The 19,013-nt window shown below is 71.7% G+C and carries 18 protein-coding genes; 12 read left to right on the top strand and 6 right to left on the bottom strand.

What is annotated here, in order from left to right:
- Nucleotides 1–52 precede the first annotated feature (52 nt).
- Entirely contained in the window at nt 53–1,774 is a 1,722-nt protein-coding gene (locus NAG42_RS06610) for an ABC transporter ATP-binding protein (protein ID WP_250028789.1), read from the bottom strand.
- Between the two features lie 61 nt (nt 1,775–1,835).
- Between NAG42_RS06610 and NAG42_RS06605 the strand changes: the two genes are divergently transcribed.
- A complete protein-coding gene (locus NAG42_RS06605; protein ID WP_250028788.1) occupies nt 1,836–2,384 on the top strand; it encodes a TetR/AcrR family transcriptional regulator in 549 nt (182 codons plus the stop codon).
- Between the two features lie 60 nt (nt 2,385–2,444).
- Here the strand turns inward: NAG42_RS06605 and NAG42_RS06600 are convergent, their stop codons facing one another.
- Nucleotides 2,445–3,227 (bottom strand): polysaccharide lyase family 7 protein, encoded by a 783-nt coding sequence (locus NAG42_RS06600; protein ID WP_250028787.1) that lies wholly within the window; start codon nt 3,225–3,227, stop codon nt 2,445–2,447.
- A gap of 135 nt (nt 3,228–3,362) precedes the next feature.
- Between NAG42_RS06600 and NAG42_RS06595 the strand changes: the two genes are divergently transcribed.
- Complete coding sequence (locus NAG42_RS06595) at nt 3,363–3,800, top strand: SRPBCC family protein (protein WP_250028786.1); 438 nt, start codon at nt 3,363–3,365, stop codon at nt 3,798–3,800.
- Here NAG42_RS06595 and NAG42_RS06590 read toward each other — a convergent pair.
- From NAG42_RS06590 to NAG42_RS06575, 4 genes are all read right to left on the bottom strand, one after another.
- Complete coding sequence (locus NAG42_RS06590; RefSeq protein WP_250028785.1) at nt 3,790–4,536, bottom strand: NAD-dependent epimerase/dehydratase family protein; 747 nt, start codon at nt 4,534–4,536, stop codon at nt 3,790–3,792. The genes NAG42_RS06595 and NAG42_RS06590 overlap by 11 nt on opposite strands.
- Nucleotides 4,537–4,767: 231 nt before the next feature.
- Nucleotides 4,768–5,907: a Gfo/Idh/MocA family protein gene (locus NAG42_RS06585; RefSeq protein WP_250028783.1), complete on the bottom strand. Its 1,140-nt coding sequence runs from the start codon at nt 5,905–5,907 to the stop codon at nt 4,768–4,770.
- A 1-nt stretch (nt 5,908) separates the two neighbouring features.
- Nucleotides 5,909–6,523, bottom strand: coding sequence for a copper resistance CopC family protein (locus tag NAG42_RS06580; RefSeq protein WP_438872371.1), 615 nt, complete (start codon nt 6,521–6,523; stop codon nt 5,909–5,911).
- Between the two features lie 271 nt (nt 6,524–6,794).
- A complete protein-coding gene (locus NAG42_RS06575) occupies nt 6,795–7,187 on the bottom strand; it encodes a hypothetical protein (protein ID WP_250028782.1) in 393 nt (130 codons plus the stop codon).
- 242 nt (nt 7,188–7,429) lie between these two features.
- Between NAG42_RS06575 and NAG42_RS06570 the strand changes: the two genes are divergently transcribed.
- The 10 genes from NAG42_RS06570 (at nt 7,430) to NAG42_RS06525 (ending at nt 19,008) form a co-directional block, all read left to right on the top strand.
- On the top strand, nt 7,430–8,770 hold the full coding sequence (locus NAG42_RS06570) for a DedA family protein (protein ID WP_250028781.1): 1,341 nt from the start codon (nt 7,430–7,432) through the stop codon (nt 8,768–8,770).
- Nucleotides 8,771–8,781: 11 nt separating this feature from the next.
- Nucleotides 8,782–10,008 carry a sensor histidine kinase gene (locus NAG42_RS06565; RefSeq protein ID WP_250028780.1) on the top strand — a complete coding sequence of 409 codons (1,227 nt, stop codon included), beginning with the start codon at nt 8,782–8,784 and terminating at the stop codon, nt 10,006–10,008.
- The gene (locus tag NAG42_RS06560; RefSeq protein ID WP_250028779.1) at nt 9,996–10,640 is read left to right on the top strand and encodes a response regulator transcription factor; all 645 of its coding nucleotides are present in this window, start codon (nt 9,996–9,998) and stop codon (nt 10,638–10,640) included. Before NAG42_RS06565 ends, NAG42_RS06560 begins: the two co-directional genes overlap by 13 nt.
- Nucleotides 10,641–10,760: 120 nt before the next feature.
- Nucleotides 10,761–11,486, top strand: coding sequence for an ABC transporter ATP-binding protein (locus NAG42_RS06555; protein WP_250029324.1), 726 nt, complete (start codon nt 10,761–10,763; stop codon nt 11,484–11,486).
- A 2-nt stretch (nt 11,487–11,488) separates the two neighbouring features.
- A complete protein-coding gene (locus NAG42_RS06550; protein WP_250028778.1) occupies nt 11,489–13,657 on the top strand; it encodes an ABC transporter permease in 2,169 nt (722 codons plus the stop codon).
- Nucleotides 13,658–13,673: 16 nt separating this feature from the next.
- Complete coding sequence (locus NAG42_RS06545; RefSeq protein WP_250028777.1) at nt 13,674–15,053, top strand: M14 family zinc carboxypeptidase; 1,380 nt, start codon at nt 13,674–13,676, stop codon at nt 15,051–15,053.
- 75 nt (nt 15,054–15,128) lie between these two features.
- Nucleotides 15,129–16,139 carry an iron-siderophore ABC transporter substrate-binding protein gene (locus NAG42_RS06540; protein ID WP_250028776.1) on the top strand — a complete coding sequence of 337 codons (1,011 nt, stop codon included), beginning with the start codon at nt 15,129–15,131 and terminating at the stop codon, nt 16,137–16,139.
- Between the two features lie 6 nt (nt 16,140–16,145).
- A complete protein-coding gene (locus NAG42_RS06535; RefSeq protein ID WP_250028775.1) occupies nt 16,146–17,171 on the top strand; it encodes a FecCD family ABC transporter permease in 1,026 nt (341 codons plus the stop codon).
- A 2-nt stretch (nt 17,172–17,173) separates the two neighbouring features.
- On the top strand, nt 17,174–18,199 hold the full coding sequence (locus NAG42_RS06530) for a FecCD family ABC transporter permease (protein ID WP_250028773.1): 1,026 nt from the start codon (nt 17,174–17,176) through the stop codon (nt 18,197–18,199).
- A gap of 2 nt (nt 18,200–18,201) precedes the next feature.
- A complete protein-coding gene (locus NAG42_RS06525) occupies nt 18,202–19,008 on the top strand; it encodes an ABC transporter ATP-binding protein (RefSeq protein ID WP_250028771.1) in 807 nt (268 codons plus the stop codon).
- The last annotated feature ends 5 nt before the right edge of the window (nt 19,009–19,013 follow it).

The raw sequence follows: 19,013 nt of genomic DNA, 5'->3' as shown, positions 1-19,013 counted from the left end.
CGAAGAAGCAGCCGAGTCGCTGGACGAAAGGACCGGGTGGTCGATTCACTGATCACCCGGCCGCGGCCGGGCTGACCGGGACGGCTATGCGGAGGGCCTCGACCAGGCCGCGGTAGAGGTCGTCGGAGGCGAGGAGGGACTCGTGGGTGCCGACGGCGCGGACCCGGCCGTTGTCGAGGACGATGATGCGGTCGGCCTCGACCACTGTGGACAGGCGGTGGGCGATGGTCACGACCGCGGCGGCGGCGGCTCTTTCCCGTACGGAATTCTGCAGCGCCGCCTCGGTCAGGGCATCCACCTGGGCGGTGGCCTCGTCGAGCAACAGCACCGCCGGGGTCCGCACCAGGGCCCGGGCCAGGGCTATGCGCTGGCGCTCACCCCCGGAGAGCTCGGCGCCGGAGAGCTGGGTGTCCAGCCCCTGCGGGAGGGTGGCGACCTTCTCGGTCAGGTGGACCCGCTCCAGGACCGCGTGCAGCTCCTCCTCCGTGGCCTCAGGGTAGCTGAACAACAGGTTGTCGCGGATGGTGCCGGGCACGACCGGGGCCTCCTGTTCCACGTACGCCAGCTCGGCCCTGATCTCGCTGTGCGTGAGTGACCGGTAGGGCCGGCCGTGCAGGAAGATCTCGCCCGACTGCGGGTCGAGGAAGCGCAGGAGCAGCGAGAACAGCGACGTCTTGCCCGCGCCGGAGGGGCCGACGATCGCCGTGTGTCCCCGCGACGGGATGGTCAGGGTGACGCCGTCGAGGGCGGGGCGCGCGTCCTCGCCGTAGCGCAGGGTGACCTCCTCGACGTGGATGACCGGGGCGTCGGTCACCCGCTCGCCGGGGCGCGGGTCCGAGGTCTCCGGCGTCATCGCGTAGACCTCGCTGATCCGCCGGGCGGCGGCGATGCCGGATTGGAGCGCGGTGACGTTCTGGGTCAGCTCGCCGATCGGGCCCATCAGCTGGAACGCGTACAGCAGGAAGGCGATCAGGCTGCTGACCTCGAGCAGGCCCGCGTCGGCGCGCCAGGCGCCGACGCCCAGCACCGCGATCACGGCGAACGAGACGCCGCTCCAGGAGACGGTCCAGACCCAGGCTGCCCGGCGCGCGGCCCGCACGTTGTAGGCGGCGGCCCGGCGGGCTTGCGCCTCGATGCGGCCGCCCTGACGCTCCTCGGCCCGGCTGGCCTTCACCGTGCGCATCGCCCGCAGTGTGCCCTCGAGCTCGCCGCCCAGTTCGCCGACCGCGTCCTGCGCGGCCTTCTGGCTCTTGCTGATCGAGGGCAGCAGCACTGCCATGACCGCTCCGACGACGGCGACCGCGGAGAGCGTGCAGAGCAGGAGAACCAGGTCGAGCGTGCCCATCAGCACCAGGGTGGCGATGAAGGCCAGCGACGCGTTGATCAGGCCGACGACGCTCGACGACGCCTGGTGCAGCAGACCGGGGTCGGCAGTCACCCGGGTGACCAGCTCGCCGGTGGGGCGGCCGGTCAGCTCGGCCAGGCGGGCCCGGAAATAGCGCTGGATCACCGACAGCCGGGCGTCGAGGACGACCTGCTCGGCCAGCGTGCCCAGGAGGATCCACTGCCACAGGCCGATGACCGAGCCGATCGCCACGAGGACCAGCAGCAGCGTGATCGGGCCGGCCAGCGCGTCGCCGGTGCCGAGCGTGTCGATGATCCGCTTGGTGGCGAGCGGGGCAGCCAGATTAGCGGCGTTGGAGATCAGACCTAGTACGAGCCCGAGGATCAGCACGGGCAGGTGCGGACGGAGAAGGCGCAGCAGAATCTGCATGGTTCGTAGTGGAACATACGTGTTCCATGACGGGCAAGGCTAATTCCCGTACAGTATGGCCGTGACCTCCGGAGTCAAGAACCGCACGCGGCAGGCGATCATCGATGCCGCGATCGACCTGCTGGCCGGCAATCCGGCCTGCTCGCTGGGTGACATCGCCGCCGCGGCGCAGGTCGGGCGCACCACACTGCACCGCTACTTCGCCGAGCGGGCTGACCTGCTGGCCGCGGTGTCCGCCGAGGGTGGGGAGCGCCTCGTCCGGGCGGCAACGCTGGCCGACCTCGAGCGGGGCACCGGGGCCGAGGCCCTGCTGCGGCTCTGCCGGGAGTATTTCGACCTCGGCTCGCTGCTGTCGCTGATGTTCGCCGGTCAGGGCGGCGAGTGCTGGGAGTCGCAGGACGAGGGCGGCCTGCTCCGAGTCATCGAGCGCGGCCGGGCGGACGGCTCGATCGACCCGGCCCTGCCCCCCGACTGGGTGCTCGCCCTGCTCTGGAGCCAGTTGTACGCGGCCTGGGAATACCGCGCCCAGCGTCAGGACGCGTCCCGCCACCACGTGCTCGACCTGCTCACCCGCACGCTGTCGAACGCGTTGCGCCCGCCGTCGAGCTGATGTGGCGTCAGCCGCCGCGCACCTGCGTGAGCAGACGGCGGCGGCCTCGGCCCGGCACGGTCAGGCGTGGCTGACCGTGAGGTTGTAGAACTTGACCTTGGCGCCGTTGGACGTGCTCTCGGAGGACGACTGGTTGTACGAGCCGGCCTTGAAATACTGCTTGTACGGGTTGAACGACGATGGGATCGTGTAGTTCGTCTTGCTGCCGTTGATGGTGACGCCGGCCTTGTTGCCCTGGACGTTGAGGACGTAGGTCCACTTCTGACCGACCGCCACGTTGCCCAGCTTATGCAGGGTCTGGCCGTCGGTGGGGCTGCGCTGCTGGCCGAGGTAGATGTCGCCGTTGGCCCGGTAGTACAGCTCGAACAGCGGCTTGGTCGAGGTGCCGCCGGTGCCCAGCTTGACCTGGCCGACGGCGACGTTCTTGGTCACCGAGACGATGCGCAGCTCGGCGCTCAGCGTGTGGTTGCCGGCCAGCGTCCAGTTGGCCGCGGAGCCGTTGGCGTTCATCTCGCGGAGCTCGGAGCGGGCGTACTTCGAATTGGGCGTGGTGACACCCTTCTCCGGTGCCCAGAAGGTCATGGAGCCGTCGTTCTTGTCGGTCCAGAAGTAGGCGGGGTTGGTGTAACCGGAGGCGCCCTGGAGCCGGGCCGGCGAGATCGTCTCGGGCGATCCGGGGGAGCCGACAGGTAGCTGGAGGGACCAGACTGAGAGGTTGAAGTTGCCGCCCGGGGCGACTGCGGGGTTGAGGGCGGCGGCGTTGGCATTGGTGATGCCGAGGACGCCGAGCCCGGCGACGACAGCGGTGGAGAGTGCCGCGGCCAGGAGCGTGCGCTTCTTCATGGGGATACCTCGTCTGCCGTGGAGGGGATTGGCAAGGTGGTTAACAATAATGTTGCCTATCGATGTCTTGTCAACAGTCAGCCCAGGTCAGAACCTTAAAGATTCTTAAATCAAGGTGTTGGGAGAGCTCGCCGCATGCCGTTCGACCAGTTCAGCGAGACCGTACGGCTGCCCGCGCCGCCGCCGGCGATCTATGCGCATCTCCTGGAGCCGCAGAGCTACGTGGCCCTGTCGCCGCTGGTCGTCGCGGTGCGTGACGTCCGGGCGCAGGGGCGGGCGATCTCCTACGTCGCGGTCGAGCGGTTCCGGCTCGGTCCGTTCCACTGGGACAACCCGATCCGGGTCATTCTGACCGGGGCCGAGGAGGATCGGCGGCTGGTGAGCGAGGTGGTCAGCCCGGGCCGGGTCCGGCTGGTGGCGACGGTCGAGCTGGCGGCGTCGGGGACGGGTACGGCGCTGACCGAGTCGATCGAGGTGTGGTCGCCGGCGGTGATCCGGTCCTTTGTGGTCAGGCAGGCGGGCTCGGCGCAGCGTGGTCGCCTGGCCGAGCTGTCGCGGCGGTTCAGCCGGTGAGAGGGCGAGCCGGGACGGTGCCGCCGACCAGCTGCTGCTCTACTCGCGTGAGGTCCGGCTCACCGAGGAGGTGATCGGCCGCGTCGTCGCGCGGGACGTAACCGATGTCCCGGGCGCCGCGGGCGGAGAACCAGCGGTGGCGGTTGGCCGAGATGCCCCACACGACGTGGAATCCGGTGGCCTGCAGCGATGCCTCGACCAGCCGCCCGGCGTCGTCGGGGGAGAGCCACAGGGACAGGTCGCGGGGTTGGCGGGGCCGCTCGAAACAGGCACCGATCCGCAGGCAGACGACATGCGTGCCGCAACGGTCGTGGTAGAGGCGGGCCAGGGACTCGGTCGCCGCCTTGCTCCAGCCGTAGTAGGAGTCCGGGCGGGGTGTCACGTCGTCGGGCAGGCCGTCGGGGAGGGCGTCGGCGCGCGAATAGAAGCCGGCCGCGTGGTTGCTCGAGGCCAGGACGACCCGGGCGACGCCGGTGCGGAACACGTTCTCGGTGCCGCGCACATTCGACTCCAGCACCTCGTCGAACGAGCCGCCACCAGCCAGCCCGGCCAGGTGGACCACGGTGTCGACACCCTCGCACGCCCTGGCCACGGCATCGGCGTCGGTGACGTCGAGGGCAGCCACGCCGGGCTCGGGCCGCAGGTCGGTGAAGCGCCACGAGTGCCGGGTGCTCAGCCGGGCCCGCAGCATCCGGCCGATCCGCCCGGCCGCACCCGTCAGAAGAATGTCGCCCATACCCCCGTGATACCCCGTGCGGCATGGTTTTTCCGGGAGTGGCGGCCGGAGTTCCGTACGTGGCGTCGGCACCGGCCCAGGGCGCCCGCGCGGCGCGATCGCCGACCTGCACGTCGTACCGGACATGGGGCACGCCCTGGCCGAGGAGCCCGGAACCGAGGCGGCGCCGCGGACCCCGCACGCCGCGCGGGTCGACCAGCTGGCCGTGGAGTGGTTCCGGCGCTTTCTGGTCTAGCCGGCGTGGTTCAGCGTGACCCAGGCTCCGGATGCGGCCGACTGCTCCATCGCGTCCAGGGCCTCGGCGGCCCGGACGGCGTCGACCAGCGAGGCCCCGTACGGCTGTTTGTCCGCGACCGAGCGCAGGAAGCGCGCCGCCTCGATGACCTTGAGGTCGTCGTAGCCCATCGGGATGCCGGCACCGGGCTGGAACGCGCCGAAGTCTCCGTCGGCCGGGCCGGCGTAGTGGATGCGCACCGGCTCGTCCTGATAGGACGACCCCGTGGCGATGCCCAGCTCGCCCATCCGGCGGAAGTCCCAGAACAGCGCGCCCCGGGTGCCGTGGATCTCGAAACCGTAGCTGTTCTGCTCGCCCACGGCGACGCGGCTGCAGTCCAGAGTCACCCGGGCGCCCGAGGCCATCCGCAGCAGGCTGCCGAACCAGTCGTCGTTCTCGACCGGGCCCGGCTCGCCGCTGCCGCGTTCGTGGCCGGCCGTGGCGGCGGTCGGCCGGGGCCGGCCCGGGATGAAGATCGCGGTGTCGGCCACCAGCGAGTCGATCTCGCCGAGCAGGTGGCGGATCAGGTCGACGCCGTGTGCACCGAGGTCGCCGAGCACGCCGTTGCCACCCCGGGCCCGCTCGAAGCGCCAGCTCAGAGCGCCGTCGGGATGGGCCGCGTAGTCGCTCAGGAACCGGAACCGGGCGTGCGTGACCGCCCCGATCTCGCCGTCGGCGATGAGCGCCCGGGCCGTCTCGACGGCCGGCGCGTTCCGGTAGTTGAACCCGACGGTCACCTGGACGTCACCGACGATCGCCCGCGCGTCGGCCGCGGTCAGCCCGACCGGTTTCTCGATCCAGATGTGCTGTCCGGCCGCCGCGAACGCGCTGCCCATCTCGCGGTGCAGGAAGTTGGGCGCGGTGATGCTGACCGCTTGCACCCGGGGATCACCGACCAGATCGCGCCACTGCGGGGTCGACGTCTCGAAGCCGTAGCGCCGGGCCGCCTGCTCGGCGCGCCCGGGCACGTCGTCGGCCACCGAGACCAGGCGGATGGGGTCGATCTCGGCGTAGTGGTGCGGCACCCGGGCGTACGCCTGCGCGTGCACCTGCCCCATCCAGCCGAAACCGACGACGGCGACACCGAGCGCGGCCATCTCAGGTGGTCCTGCGGCGACGGGTGACAAGGAAGACGCCGAGGGCCACGACGGCCAGCGCCACGACGACGATCGTGATGATCAGTCCGTTGCCCCCGGACTCCTCCTGGCCGGACGCCAGGTCGGTCGCCGGGGCGGCGGCACTGGTGGCCGGCGGGGGCGCGGCGACCAGCGACTCGTCGGCGGCCGGCGAGGCGGGAGCGGAGGTGGCTTGGGCGGTGGTGGGCTCGGCCGTCGCGGACGGGTCGGCGACGGTGAACTTGTAGGAGCCCTGAACCGTGTGACCGTCCTTGGAGACCACGCGGTAGGCGACCGTGTAGGCGCCGTTGGCCAGCGGGTCGAAGGTGACCGTGCCGGTGGCACCCTCGACCTCGGGCTCCGACGTGGTGACCCGGGCGGCGCCGGTGACGGTGATCGTCGTGTAGTCGGGGTTCAGCTTCTGCAGGAACTTCAGCTTGACGCTGGTCGGAGCCTTCTTGACGGTGGCGCCCTTGGCCGGGGTGGCCTGGGCCAGCGCGTTGTGGGCGAACGCCGGGGCGCCGGGCAGCAGGACGGCCAGCATCGCCGCCAGCGCGACGAGCAGACGGGTCAGGCCGGGGCGGCGGGGTTTGTCCATGGGGTCAACAGGTCCTTCCGCAGGGCGATCGTGGCGCCATCGTAGTTCCGCCGGAAGTGGTTGGTCGTTCCCCGGCGCTCGGAAGTTCCCGCCCTCGCTCGGGGATCTCACCGAGGTCCGGGGCAAACGCGGGTGCCGGGCGCGTGACGCGCCCGGCACCGGCGGGGACCTGTGGGGTAGTGATCAGCGCGTGGGGGGCAGAGGCGGCTCCTTTTCAATATTCCGGGAAATAGGTGCCGGTAAGTGCGGGAAAACTATTGTGGAACCGTTGTCAGCGACCCCGGCCGCCGCGACCGTCGTGGTCGAAACGGTCGTGGCCGCGGCCGCGGTCGTCGAACCGGTGGCCGGGCCGGCCCCAGCTGCGCTCGACCTCGAGGGCGAACGTGCCGCGGTGGAAGCCCCGGCGCTGGAACTCGCAGTCGTAGTCGTTCCAGCGGTTGAACCGCTCACCGATGCGACCGGCCAGGTCACAGGCCCGGTACGAGCGGTAGTAGCCCACCGTCACCTCGCGGCCCCAGTTCCGGTCGGCCTGCGCCGCGCCGGTCTGGGCCTTGGCCGCACTCGGCGCCGAGGCGTCCGCGGCCTGCGCCGGGCCGACACCGAAAGCCACTCCGGCGAGCAGGCCGAGACCGGCGGTCGTGAGAAGTCGCGTTACCTTGTTCATGTCTTTCTCCCTTTCCAGGAGGGGTTTTCGGCAATTCGGTGTTGCATGATCAGGAAAGCATCCCGACGCCCCGGAAACGGTCATTCAACACGCCGGGTAACCCAGAAGATCGATAGCCGAAAAGAGGATGGGGAATAAGACGTTTCGGTTGCCGGCCATCGGGATAAATGATTTTCGGGCGCTTCGCGCTTAGGGGAATCTCACCGATCCGCCTAGGGTCCGAGCGTCCATAGGCTGCCCGCATGCAGATGGTCGGCAACCTGATCGGGGCGCTGCCCACGGGGCTGGTGCTGGTGGTCGTCGCTGCATTGGTGGCCGCGGAGGCGGCGCTGCTCGCCGGGCTGGTGCTGCCGTCGGCGACGGCGCTCGTCGCGCTGGGCCTGCTCGCCAACGAGGGGGTGGTGGGCATCGTCCCGGCCGCGCTGGTCGCAACGGGGGCGGCGGTCCTCGGCGGGACGGGCGGATACTTCGCCGGTCGCCGCCGGGGACCGCGGGCGCGGTGGGTCAAGGAACGGCACTGGCGGCGGGCCGAGCGGATCTTCGACCGGCACGGCGGGCGGGCTGTCTTCTTCGGACAGTGGGTGGTCGGTGCGCGCACGCTGGTGCCCCGGCTGGCCGGGATGAACGGCGTGCCTTACCGGATATTCGTGACCTGGCACAGCCCGGCGGCGGTCGGGTGGGCGCTCTGGCTGGTGCTGGGCAGCTATCTGGCCGGTGCCTCCTACGACGTACTGGCGGCCCGGGCCGGGCGGGCCGGCGGGGCGCTGGCCGTGCTGACCGCCCTGCTGATCGCGCTCGTGCTCGCGGGCCGGTGGCTGGGCGACCACCCGCCGCCGATGCCGTGGGTGCCACCGCTGATGCGGCGACCGCTGCGATACGACGGCTGGGTGGCGCGGGTGCTCGCCAGCCTCGGGGCGCTGGTGCTCCTGGCCGTCTTCCTGGTCGCCGTCACCCCGCTGATCGTCGAGCTCAGCGGGTTGTCCGCGGCCGACGACGCGGTCACCGGGTGGGCGCGTGACCAGTGGACGTCCGACGGCTATCTCTTCGCGCTCGACCTGGCGACCTCGGTCAGCCCGGAGGTGCTGCTCGCCGTGGCCGCCGTCGTCGCCGTGGCCCACGCCTGGTGGCGCCGCGCGCGACTGCTCGACGGCCTCGCCCCGCTGGCGCCCATGGCGGTCCTCGTGCTCGTCCTGGCGGTCGTCTCGCCGCCCTCCTGGCAGAGCCGGCCCGAGGTGATCCTTCCCTCCGCTTTCGAGTACGACGGCCCGATGCCCCACCTCCTGCGGGGCGCCGGTGACGCCGGCCCGGCCCTGGCCGCCCTGGCCTCCGGGCAGGTCGCCCAGCTGACGGCGGTGATCGGCCTGCTCACCTGGCTGCTGTCGCGCCGCCTGACCTGGCCGCGACGGGTCACCGTGGGCACGGTGGCGGCCGCCGTTCTCACGGTCTGTGCGGGCTCCTGGGTCTATCTGGGCTGGAGCAGCCTGAGCGAGACGATCGCCGCGCTGTTGCTCGGCGTGGCCTGGGCCGTCTTCAACGCCGCCCTCTGGTCATCCCGCAGGCCGACCGGGGTGCTCCGGGTTTAGGGTTGCGGGCTATGACGCTCGACGGGCTCCGGCGCCGCACCCGCGTCACCGTCAGCGCCCTGCGGCGGCTTTTCGGCGGGCTGGGCACGGCGGTTCTCGCGCTGCCCGTGCTGTTGTGGTTGCTGGTGGTGGCGGTGGCCAGTCTCGGCGGCATCGGGCTGTTCTTCGCGCCGTCGGCCGCCCAGACCGTCCGCGCGGTGGCCGACCGGGAACGCGCCCGTCTGTCCCGCTGGGGTCCCGAGATCCTCGGGCCGGGGCCGCTGCCACCGAGCCTGCGGGCCTGGCGTGACCCGTCGCTGTGGCGGGAGGTGGCCTGGCTCGCCGAGCACGCGACGCTCGGCTTCCTGATCAGTCTCTTCGGCCTGACCGTCCCGCTCTCGGCGCTGCAGGATGTGACGTACCCGCTCTGGTGGTCCCGGGCGTCCCCCGAGTCGGCTCCGGGGCTGGTCTTCTGGTCGGTTCACACCCAGCTCGACGCGCTGCTCGTGGCTCTCTACGGCGTGGCCTGGGTCGTCATCGGCATCGCCGTGGCCCCGTGGCTGGCCCGCGCGCAGGCCGGGCCGGGCCGCCGGCTGCTCGCACCGCCGCCCGGCACCGACCTGTCGCTGCGGATCGTCGAGCTCACTGCCACCCGGGCCGCCGCCCTCGACGCGCACGCGGCCGAGCTGCGCCGCATCGAACGCTCGCTGCACGACGGCGCCCAGAACCGCCTGGTCGCGGTGAGCGTGCTGCTCGGCGCGGCCCGGCGGGCGGTCGCCCGGGACCCGGCCACCGCGACCGAGGTCCTCGACCGGGCCCAGGAGGCGGCCGAGCAGGCCCTGGCCGAGCTGCGGACCGTGGTGCGCGGCATCCTCCCGCCGGTGCTCGACGGCCGCGGTCTCGACGCCGCGCTGGCCGGGCTGGCGGCCGACTGCGCCGTGCCCTGCCGCCTCGATGTCGACCTGCCCACCCGCTGCGCCGCGTCGGTCGAGGCCACGGCCTACTTCGTGGTGGCCGAGGCGCTCACCAATATCACCAAGCACAGCGGGGCGACCTCGGCCCGGGTCACCGCGCGCATCGAGAATCAGAGACTGCGACTGAGCATCGAGGACGACGGTCACGGCGGCGCCGACGAGAACGGCGGATCCGGGATCACCGGGATCCGCCGGCGGGTCGAGGCGTACGACGGCAGTCTGATCCTGACCAGCCCGGCCGGCGGGCCGACAACCCTGCGAGTGGAGCTGCCGTGCGGATCGTGATCGCCGAGGACGACGCGCTGCTGCGGGAGGGCCTGGCGCTGCTGCTGCGGGCCGAGTCGCTCGACGTGGTGGCCACCACCGACGGGCCGGAGGCGTTCCTGGCCGCGGTCGACGAGCACAAGCCGGACGTGGCGATCGTCGACGTGCGGATGCCGCCCACACACACCGACGAGGGCATCGTGGCCGCGGTCGAGGCCCGGCGGCGGTTGCCCGGCCTCGCGGTGCTCGTGCTCTCGGCGTACGTCGAGCAGGCTTTTGCCACCGACCTGCTGGCCGGCGGCGCGGCCGGCCTCGGTTACCTGCTCAAGGAGCGGGTGGGCCGGGTCGAGCAGTTCCTCGAGGCGCTGCACCGGGTGGCCGACGGTGGCACCGCCGTCGACCCGGAAGTGGTCGGGTTGCTGCTGTCGCGCAGCCGGCCCGACGACGCGCTGACCCGGCTGAGCCCGCGCGAGCGGGACGTGCTGGCGCTGATGGCCGAGGGACTGGGCAACACCGCGATCGCCGAGAAGCTGGTGGTCACCGAGGGGGCGGTGCACAAACACATCCGCAGCATCTTCGCCAAGCTCGACCTGGCCCCCGACGACCGGGCCGACCGCCGGGTCACCGCCGTGCTGCGCTACCTGCGGCAATAGCCTCAGGTAGAGCAGGCTGTACCACGAAGAGGCCTGCTGGCTTCATCGATCTTGACCGTTGCGCGAAATAGCGTTTCCGGTGTCAGCCAACGACACTGAGAGGCGCCTGAGATGAACGACATGCTCGCGGTCCGGGTGGAAGGACTCACCCGGACGTACGCCACCGACGGGCAGCCGGTCGCGGCCCTCGCCGGGGTGGACGCGGCCTTCGCCCGCGGCACGTTCACCGCGGTGATGGGCGCGTCCGGCTCCGGCAAGAGCACGCTGCTGCAGACCGCGGCCGGCCTCGACCGCCCCACGTCGGGCCGGGTCTGGGTCGGCGGCACCGAGCTCTCCGAGCTGTCCGAGACGAAACTGACCGAGCTGCGGCGCGACCGCATCGGCTTCGTCTTCCAGTCCTTCAACCTGATCGGCGCGCTCACCGTCGAGGAGAACATCCTGCTTCCCTCGAAGCTCGCCGGTGAGCGGACCGACTGGCAGTGGGTGGGCGGCGTGATCGAGCGGGTCGGCCTGACCAACCGGCTGACCCACCGCCCGGCTCAGCTCTCCGGTGGCCAGCAACAGCGGGTCGCCATCGCCCGGGCGCTCGCCGTGCGCCCCGACGTGGTGTTCGCCGACGAGCCGACCGGCGCGCTCGACACCTCGACGGCGGCCGAGGTGCTCGGTCTGCTGCGGTCGATGGTCGACGAATACGGCCAGACCGTGGTGATGGTGACCCACGACCCGGTCGCCGCCTCCTACGCCGATCGCGTCCTGGTGCTGGCCGACGGCCGGATCGTGCGCGACCTGCCCCAGCTCGGCGCCGAGAAGATCGCCGAGATCCTCGCGACGCGGTGGAAGGCCTGATCATGTTCAAGCTCGCGATGCGCCTGCTGCTCCGGCGTCCCGGCACCTCCATCGCCACCCTGGTCGCCCTGGCCGGCGGCGTGATGATCCTGATGTCCCTGGCCGTCTTCGTGCAGTCCGGCCTGCAGTTCAAGCCCGAGCCGAAGCAGTTCGCCGCAGCCGACGTCGTGGTCGCCCACCGGCACATCACCGTCTCCACCAAGGAGTTCGACGGCGAGGTCACCACCTCCGAGGTGCCACTGCCCGAGGGCACCGTCCCGGTGGCGCTGGCCGACCAGATCCGCGCCCTGAGCGGGGTGACCGAGGTCCAGGTCGTCGGCGTGCGGGGCGACCGGGCGACGGCGATCGCCATTCAGGCTCCGTCCTCGGTGAACGAGAGGATCGATCAGCTGGCCGAGGGGGCCGGGGTCGAGGCGTACGCCGGGGACGAGCGCGGCTGGGCCGAGTCGTCCACCGCGATCGAGGCCCGATCGCTCCTGGTCGAGGCGGGTTCCGCCTTCGGTGGCTACGTGGTCCTGCTGATCGTCTTTGTGGTGGCGGGCACGGTCGGCCTCTCGGTCCGGCACCGCCGCCGCGATCTGGCCCTGCTCCGGGCCGTCGCCGCCACCCCGGCCCAGGTACGCCGTCTGGTGGTCGCCGAGGCCGCCGTCGTGGGTCTGGCCTCGGCCGTGATCGGCGTGCCGGCCGGTCTCTGGGCCACCCACTGGGTGCACGACGAGATGGTCACCCGCGGCTTCCTGCCGGCCGGCTTCCCGATCGTCAACCCCGCGCTCGGCGCCCTGGTCGCCGTCGCGCTGACCATGCTGGTCGCGGTGCTGGCGGCCCGGCTCGCGGCCCGCCGCGTCGCCCGGATCCGCCCGGCCGAGGCGCTCGGCGAGATCGCCGTCGAGCCGCCCCGGGGCGGCCGCGTCCGCCTCGCCTTCGGTTTGCTGACGCTGGCCGGTGCCGTGGTGTCGCTGTTCTTCGCGGCCGCACTGGCGGGCACGGCCGCGCTCGCGGCGGCGGTCGGCATGCTTTACCTCTTCGTGATGGCGGTCGCGCTGCTGGCGCCGTGGGTCAACGGGTTCGCCGCCCGGCTGCTCGCGCCGGTCCTGCGTACGGTGTGGGGGGTCTCGGGGGACCTGGCGGTGGCCAACCTGCGGGCCAACGCGCGGGGTATGTCGGCGGTGCTGAGCGCTCTGGTGCTGTCGGTCGGGTTCGGCGGCTCGGTCTGGTTCCTGCAGGACAATCTGCAGCGCCAGACCGTGGCCCAGAGCCGCGACGGCATGCTGGCCGACCGGGTGCTGACCGCACCGCAAGGTCTGTCACCGGCGGCGGTCGCAAAGGTGCGGCAGATCCCCGGTGTCGAGGCGGCCACGGGCGTCCGGCGTACGTCGGTCGTGGTCCGTGTCTTCGACGGCGCCGAGCCGGCCGTGGCCCGCGCCGCCGACCCGGCCCAGCTCACGTCCACGATGGACCTGAAGGTGCGCGAGGGCAGCCTGGCCGGCCTGACCGACGGCACGATCGCGGCCTCGGCCCTGCAGGCGTCGTCCTCCGGCTGGAAGGTCGGCGGCACGGCGGAGATGTGGCTGGCCGACGGCACCCCGGTCAAGTCCCGGGTGGTCGCGATCTACGACCGGGGCCTCGGCTTCGGCGACGTCCTGCTCCCGCAGAGCGGCGGTACGTACGACGAGGTGCTCGTCCGCACCCAGGGCACCACCGATCGGCAACTGGCCGCCGTCGGCACGGTCACCACCGCCGACGACCTCACCGGTCAGCTCGGCCGCGACCTGGCCATCAGCGCCTGGCTCAACAAGCTGCTGATCACGGTGATGGTCGGCTACGCCGCGCTGGCGGCCGGCAACACCATGGTGATGGCCGCGCTGGCCCGCGGCCGCGAGCTCGCGCTGCTGCGACTGGCCGGGGTCACCCGGCGCCAGGTGCGGCGCATGGTCAACGCCGAGCAGGTCGGCCTGCTGGGGACGGCGCTGACGGTCGGCGCGGCGATCGCCGGGGCCACCCTGATCGCCGTGGTGCACGCGCTGACCGGCACATTCGTGCCCTACATCCCGCCGCTGGGCTGGGTCATCGTGCTGGGCGGGACGACCGCGCTGGCCCTGGTGACCACGATCCTGCCGGTGAGCCGCCTGCTGCGGGTTCCGCCAGTGCATGCAGCCGGTACCAAGGAATAGCGGGGAAGATGGCGGGGTGGACAACCTTCCCGCCTGGCTCCTCTCCGAGATCGAGACCGTGCCGGCCTACGAGGCCTTCGCCGGGGTCGACGACCTGCACGCCGGGCTCCGGCGGATCGCGGATCGTCACCCCGGCGTCGCCTCGTTGCGGCGCTGCGGCAGTTCCCGGCAGGGCAACCCGCTCTGGTGCCTGACCATCTCGGCGGAGGATCCGGACGCCCCCGAGGCGCTGGCCTTCGGACTGCCGCACCCCAACGAGCCGATCGGTGGCCTGACCGCGCTGCACCTGGCCGAACGTCTCTGCGCCGACCCGGCGTTACGCGAGCGGCTGGGCCACACGTGGCGGATCGTGGACTGCGCCGACCCCGACGGGCTGCGGCTCAACGAGGGCTGGCTGCGGGGCCCGTTCACCCGCGCGCACTACGCCGAGCACTTCTATCGCCCGGCCGGCCGCGACCAGGTCGAGTGGACGTTCCCGGTCAACCACGAGGACGCGTACTTCGACGAGCCGATCCCCGAGACCCAGGCGCTGATGCGGCTGATCGACGCGCACCGGCCGGCGCTGATCGCCTCACTGCACAACAGCGAGCTGGGCGGGGCGTATTACTGGCTCAGCCGGGCCGAGCCGCGGCTGCACCCGATCCTGCAGCGGGTGCCCGAGCACCTGGGCATCCCGCTCGACCGCGGCGAGCCCGAGGCGCCCGATCTGGTGCTGCTGGACGACGCCATCTACGAGGCGACGCCGCTGGCCACCGTCTACGAGCGCACGATGGCGCGCAACGAGCCGTGGATCTTCGAGGGCGGCAGTACCACCTGGTACGCCGGTCGGTGGGGCTCGTTCATGCTGGTCAGTGAGCTGCCGTACTGGTTGGACACGCGGGCCGGCGACACGTCACCGGCCGGGCTGGGTTACGCCGAGGCGCTGGCCGCCAACGCGGTCGCGCTCACCGATCTGGCCGAGCTGCTCACCCGTACGCTGGCCTCGGTCGAAAGCCACCTGCTGGCCCCGGCCTCGCCGTTCTGGCGGGCGGCCCGCTTCTATGCCGCCATGCTCGAGAGCACGGGCCCGGCGCGGCTGGCCCGCAGCAAGGAACCGGCCTCGGACCGTCCGGCCACGGTGGCCGAGGCCAACTCGCTGGCCCTCAATGTGCACGAGTATCGGCTGCGCTACGGCGGGATCCTGCGGCGCGCGCTGCGGGGTGAGGCCGCGGTGGGCAACGTGCGCGGGCAGATCCGGGCCGCACTGGCCGAGGTGGAGCAGCGTTATGCCGAGTGGCTGGCCGAGGACGCCCGGGTGGCCGAACTGGAGCCGATCGAGATCGGGCGGCTCGTCGCGGTCCAGTACGCGGCCACCATCGCCGCCGCGGCCCACCTGGCAGGACGTATGGAAATGTGACCTGAGTGGCTGTGACTTGCGGATATGGTGGTTGCCGTTAGGTTAGGCTCACCTTTGAATCTTGATGGAGCCTTCATGCGTTCACCCTTTTCGCGCGCCCGCCGGTTGCTGCCGGTAGCCATCCTCGGTGCCGTCGTGGCCCTCTCCGGCTGCTCGACGAGCGGCACGGAGGACACCGGCGCGGCCTCCGATCCGGGCCCGTCGGCCGCCTCCCAGTTCCCGGTCACGATCACTACCGCCTTCGGCGACGTGACGGTCGGCAAGCAGCCCGAGCGGGTCGTCGCGCTGGGCTGGAGCGACGCCGACGTCGCCCTCTCGCTCGGCGTGCAGCCGGTCGGGGCGTCCGACTGGCTGGCGTTCGGCGGCGAGGGTCAGGGCCCGTGGAACGCCGGGAAGTACACGACGGCACCCGAGATCCTCGGCACCCTCGAGCTCGACATGGAGAAGGTGGCGGCCCTCAAGCCCGACCTGATCCTCGACACCCGGGGCAGCGGCGAGAAGGCGCGCCACGACCAGCTGGCCAAGCTCGGCGTGCCCGTGGTCGACGTCCCCCAGGGCGGCGAGATGTATCTGACCACGTGGGAGCAGCAGCTCGACATGATCGGCAAGGCGCTCGGCAAGCAGACCGAGGCGGCCAAGCTCAAGACCGACCTGGACGCGAAGTTCACCGCGGCCGCCGCGGCCAACCCGGGATTCAAGGACAAGACCGTCGCCGCGGTCGCCCGCACCGGGGACGGCTGGGGCGCCTACGTCACCGGCGACGGCCGGGTCGACTTCCTCACCAAGCTCGGCTTCAAGAACGCGCCGGCGATCGAGGCCCTGAAGAAGGACTCGTTCTACATCCCGCTCTCCAACGAGCAGCTCGACCTGGCCGACGCCGGCGTCACGGTGGTGTTCCTGATCCAGGCCACTCTGGACCAGGTCAAGAACGACAAGCTCTTCCAGGCGGTGCCGTCGGTCAAGGCCGGGCACGTCGCCTACATGGATGACAAGGACATCTCGAACGCGTTCTCGAGCGCGTCCGTCGCCGGCCTGTCCTACGCCGTGGACAAGGTCACCCCGTTGCTGGCCACCGCCGCCGGCTGACTACCGGTGCCGGACACAGACACCCGGCACCGCAGGGCCGTCGTGCTCACCACCGGACTGGTGGTGATCGCGGCGGCCCTCGCCGGTGCCGCGCTGCTGAGCCTCGCCGTCGGCGCCCGGGACGTGCCCTTCGGCACGGTGCTGCACGCGCTGGTGAACCCGGATCCGAACTCGACCGAAGACCTGATCGTCACCCAGTCCCGCCTGCCCCGGACGATCGTCGGTCTGCTCGCCGGGGCCGCCTTCGGACTGGCCGGCGCGGTGATCCAGGGTGTCACCCGCAACCCGCTGGCCGACCCCGGCATCCTCGGTGTCAACGCCGGCGCCGGTCTGTTCATCGTCATCGCGATCAGCTTCTTCGGCATCACGAGCCTGACCGGGTACGTCTGGTTCGGCTTTCTCGGGGCCGCGATCACCTCGGTCCTGGTCTACACCGTCGGCTCGATCGGGCGCGGCGGTGCCACCCCGGTCAAGCTCGCACTGGCCGGGGCCGCGGTCACGGCGGCGCTGGTCTCGTTCACCACCGCCGTCCTGATCACCGACGTGGACGCCTACGACCAGTTCCGCTTCTGGCAGGTCGGCTCGCTGGCCGGGCGGGGCACCGACGTCGCCGTCCAGAGTGTGCCGTTCCTGATCGCCGGCGCCCTCCTGGCCCTGTATTCCGCGCGGGCGCTCAACGCGCTGGCCCTGGGCGACGACGTCGCCACCTCGTTCGGTCAGAACGTGATCGTCGCCCGGCTCGTCGCGGCCGGCGCGGTGGTCCTGCTCTGCGGCACGGCCACCTCGATGGCCGGCCCGCTGGTGTTCATCGGTCTCGTCATCCCGCACATCGCCCGGTCCATCACCGGGCCCGACCACCGCTGGCTGCTGCCGTATTCGATGCTGCTGGCGCCGTTGCTGCTGCTCGTGGCCGACGTGATCGGCCGGGTCGTCGCGCGCCCGGGTGAGGTGCAGGTCGGCATCGTCACCGCGATCATCGGGGCGCCGATCTTCGTGGCCATGGCCCGTCGCGAGAAACTGGCCGAGCTGTGAGCGTGGGGGTGGTCGCGACAACCCGCGGCCGGGAGTCGGCCCGGGCCCGGACCGTTGCCGTCGCGCTGCTGGTCGCGGTGCTCGGTATGTTCGCGCTCACGCTGTCCTACGGCGACTTCCAGATCTCGCTGCCCGACGTGGTGCGCTCGCTGCTGGGCCTGCCCACCCCGGCCGGCGTCGACTACATCATGCGCGACCTGCGCCTGCCCCGGGCCTCCGTCTCGGCTCTGACCGGGCTGGCCTTCGGGCTGGCCGGCACGGTCTTTCAGCAGCTTTTGCGCAACCCGCTGGCCAGCCCCGACGTGATCGGGGTGAGCCAGGGCGCGACGACTGCGGGAATCGTGGCCGTGCTGGTCCTCGGGCTCGACGGCGGCATCGTCGCGGCCGCCGGTCTGGCCGGTGCGGTGGTCAGCGCGCTGACGATCTATGCGCTGTCGTGGCGCAAAGGGGTGGGCGGCTATCGCTTCATCCTGGTCGGGATCGGCATCGGCACGGTGCTGACCAGCATCACCTCCTACATTCTGACCCGCTCGGACGTCAAAGTCGCGGCCGAGGCGATGATCTGGCTGACCGGCAGCGTCAACGGCCGGACGTGGCCGCAGATCGTCCCGCTCGCGGTCGCCCTGGTGATCCTGCTGCCCCTGGCCCTGATCCTGGGGCGCGCGCTGACCGGCATGCAGCTCGGCGACGATCTGGCCACGGCCTTCGGCGTACGCGTCCAGTGGAGCCGTTTCGCGCTGCTGATCATCGCGGTCGGCCTGGCCGGGATGGCGACCGCGGCGGCCGGGCCGATCGCCTTCGTGGCGTTCATGTCCGGCCCGATCGCCGCGCGTCTGGTCGGCGGCGGACGTCCCGTACTCATCCAGGCTGCTCTGGTCGGCGCCCTGCTCGTGCTCGTCTCCGACTTCATCGGGTCGCACCTGCTCGGCTCGCGCGAGTTCCCGGTCGGCGTCGTCACCGGCGTCATCGGCGCCCCCTACCTGCTGTGGCTGCTGGCCACGGCCAATCGCTCCGGCCGAGGAGGTTGATCGTGCCCTGGGATCTGAAGGCCGACGGGTTGTCGCTGGGTTACGGCGAGCGGACGGTCGTCCGCGACCTGACCATGCCCGTGCCGACCGGCCAGGTGACGATCATCGTCGGGCCCAACGCGTGCGGGAAGTCGACCTTCCTGCGGGGGCTGGCCCGCCTGCTCCCGGCCTCGTCGGGCGACGTCCTGCTGGACGGCAAGTCGATCCACGCCACACCCAGCCGCGAGGTCGCGCTCCAGCTCGGCATCCTGCCCCAGGGCCCGGTCGCGCCGGACGGCATCACGGTGACCGACCTGGTCAGCCGGGGCCGGCACGTGCACCAGGGCTGGTTCCGGCGGTGGAGCGGCGACGACGACGAGGCGGTCACGGCGGCGCTCACCGCGACCGGCACGCTGGCGCTGGCCGCCCGCCCGGTCGACGAGCTCTCCGGCGGCCAGCGGCAGCGGGTGTGGATCGCGATGGCGCTGGCCCAGCGCACCGGGATCCTGCTGCTCGACGAGCCGACCACCTATCTCGACATCAGCCACCAGGTCGAGGTGCTCGACCTGCTGACCGACCTGAACGAGGCCGAGGGCACCACGATCGTGATCGTGCTGCACGAGCTCAACCTGGCCTTCCGCTACGCCGACCACCTGGTGGTGATGAAGGACGGCGCGGTGGTGACCGCGGGCCACCCCAACGACGTGCTGTCCGAAGAGATCGTCGCCGACGTCTTCGGCATGCGCTGCCGCCTGGTGAACGACCCGATCTCGAACACGCCGATGATCGTGCCGATCGGCCGTCACCGGGTGCGGGATAGGGAAGCGTAACGTCC

It is taken from the genome of Paractinoplanes maris, from assembly GCF_023544465.1.
Classification (GTDB): domain Bacteria; phylum Actinomycetota; class Actinomycetes; order Mycobacteriales; family Micromonosporaceae; genus Actinoplanes; species Actinoplanes maris.
This window is presented reverse-complemented; position numbering and strand designations above follow the sequence as displayed.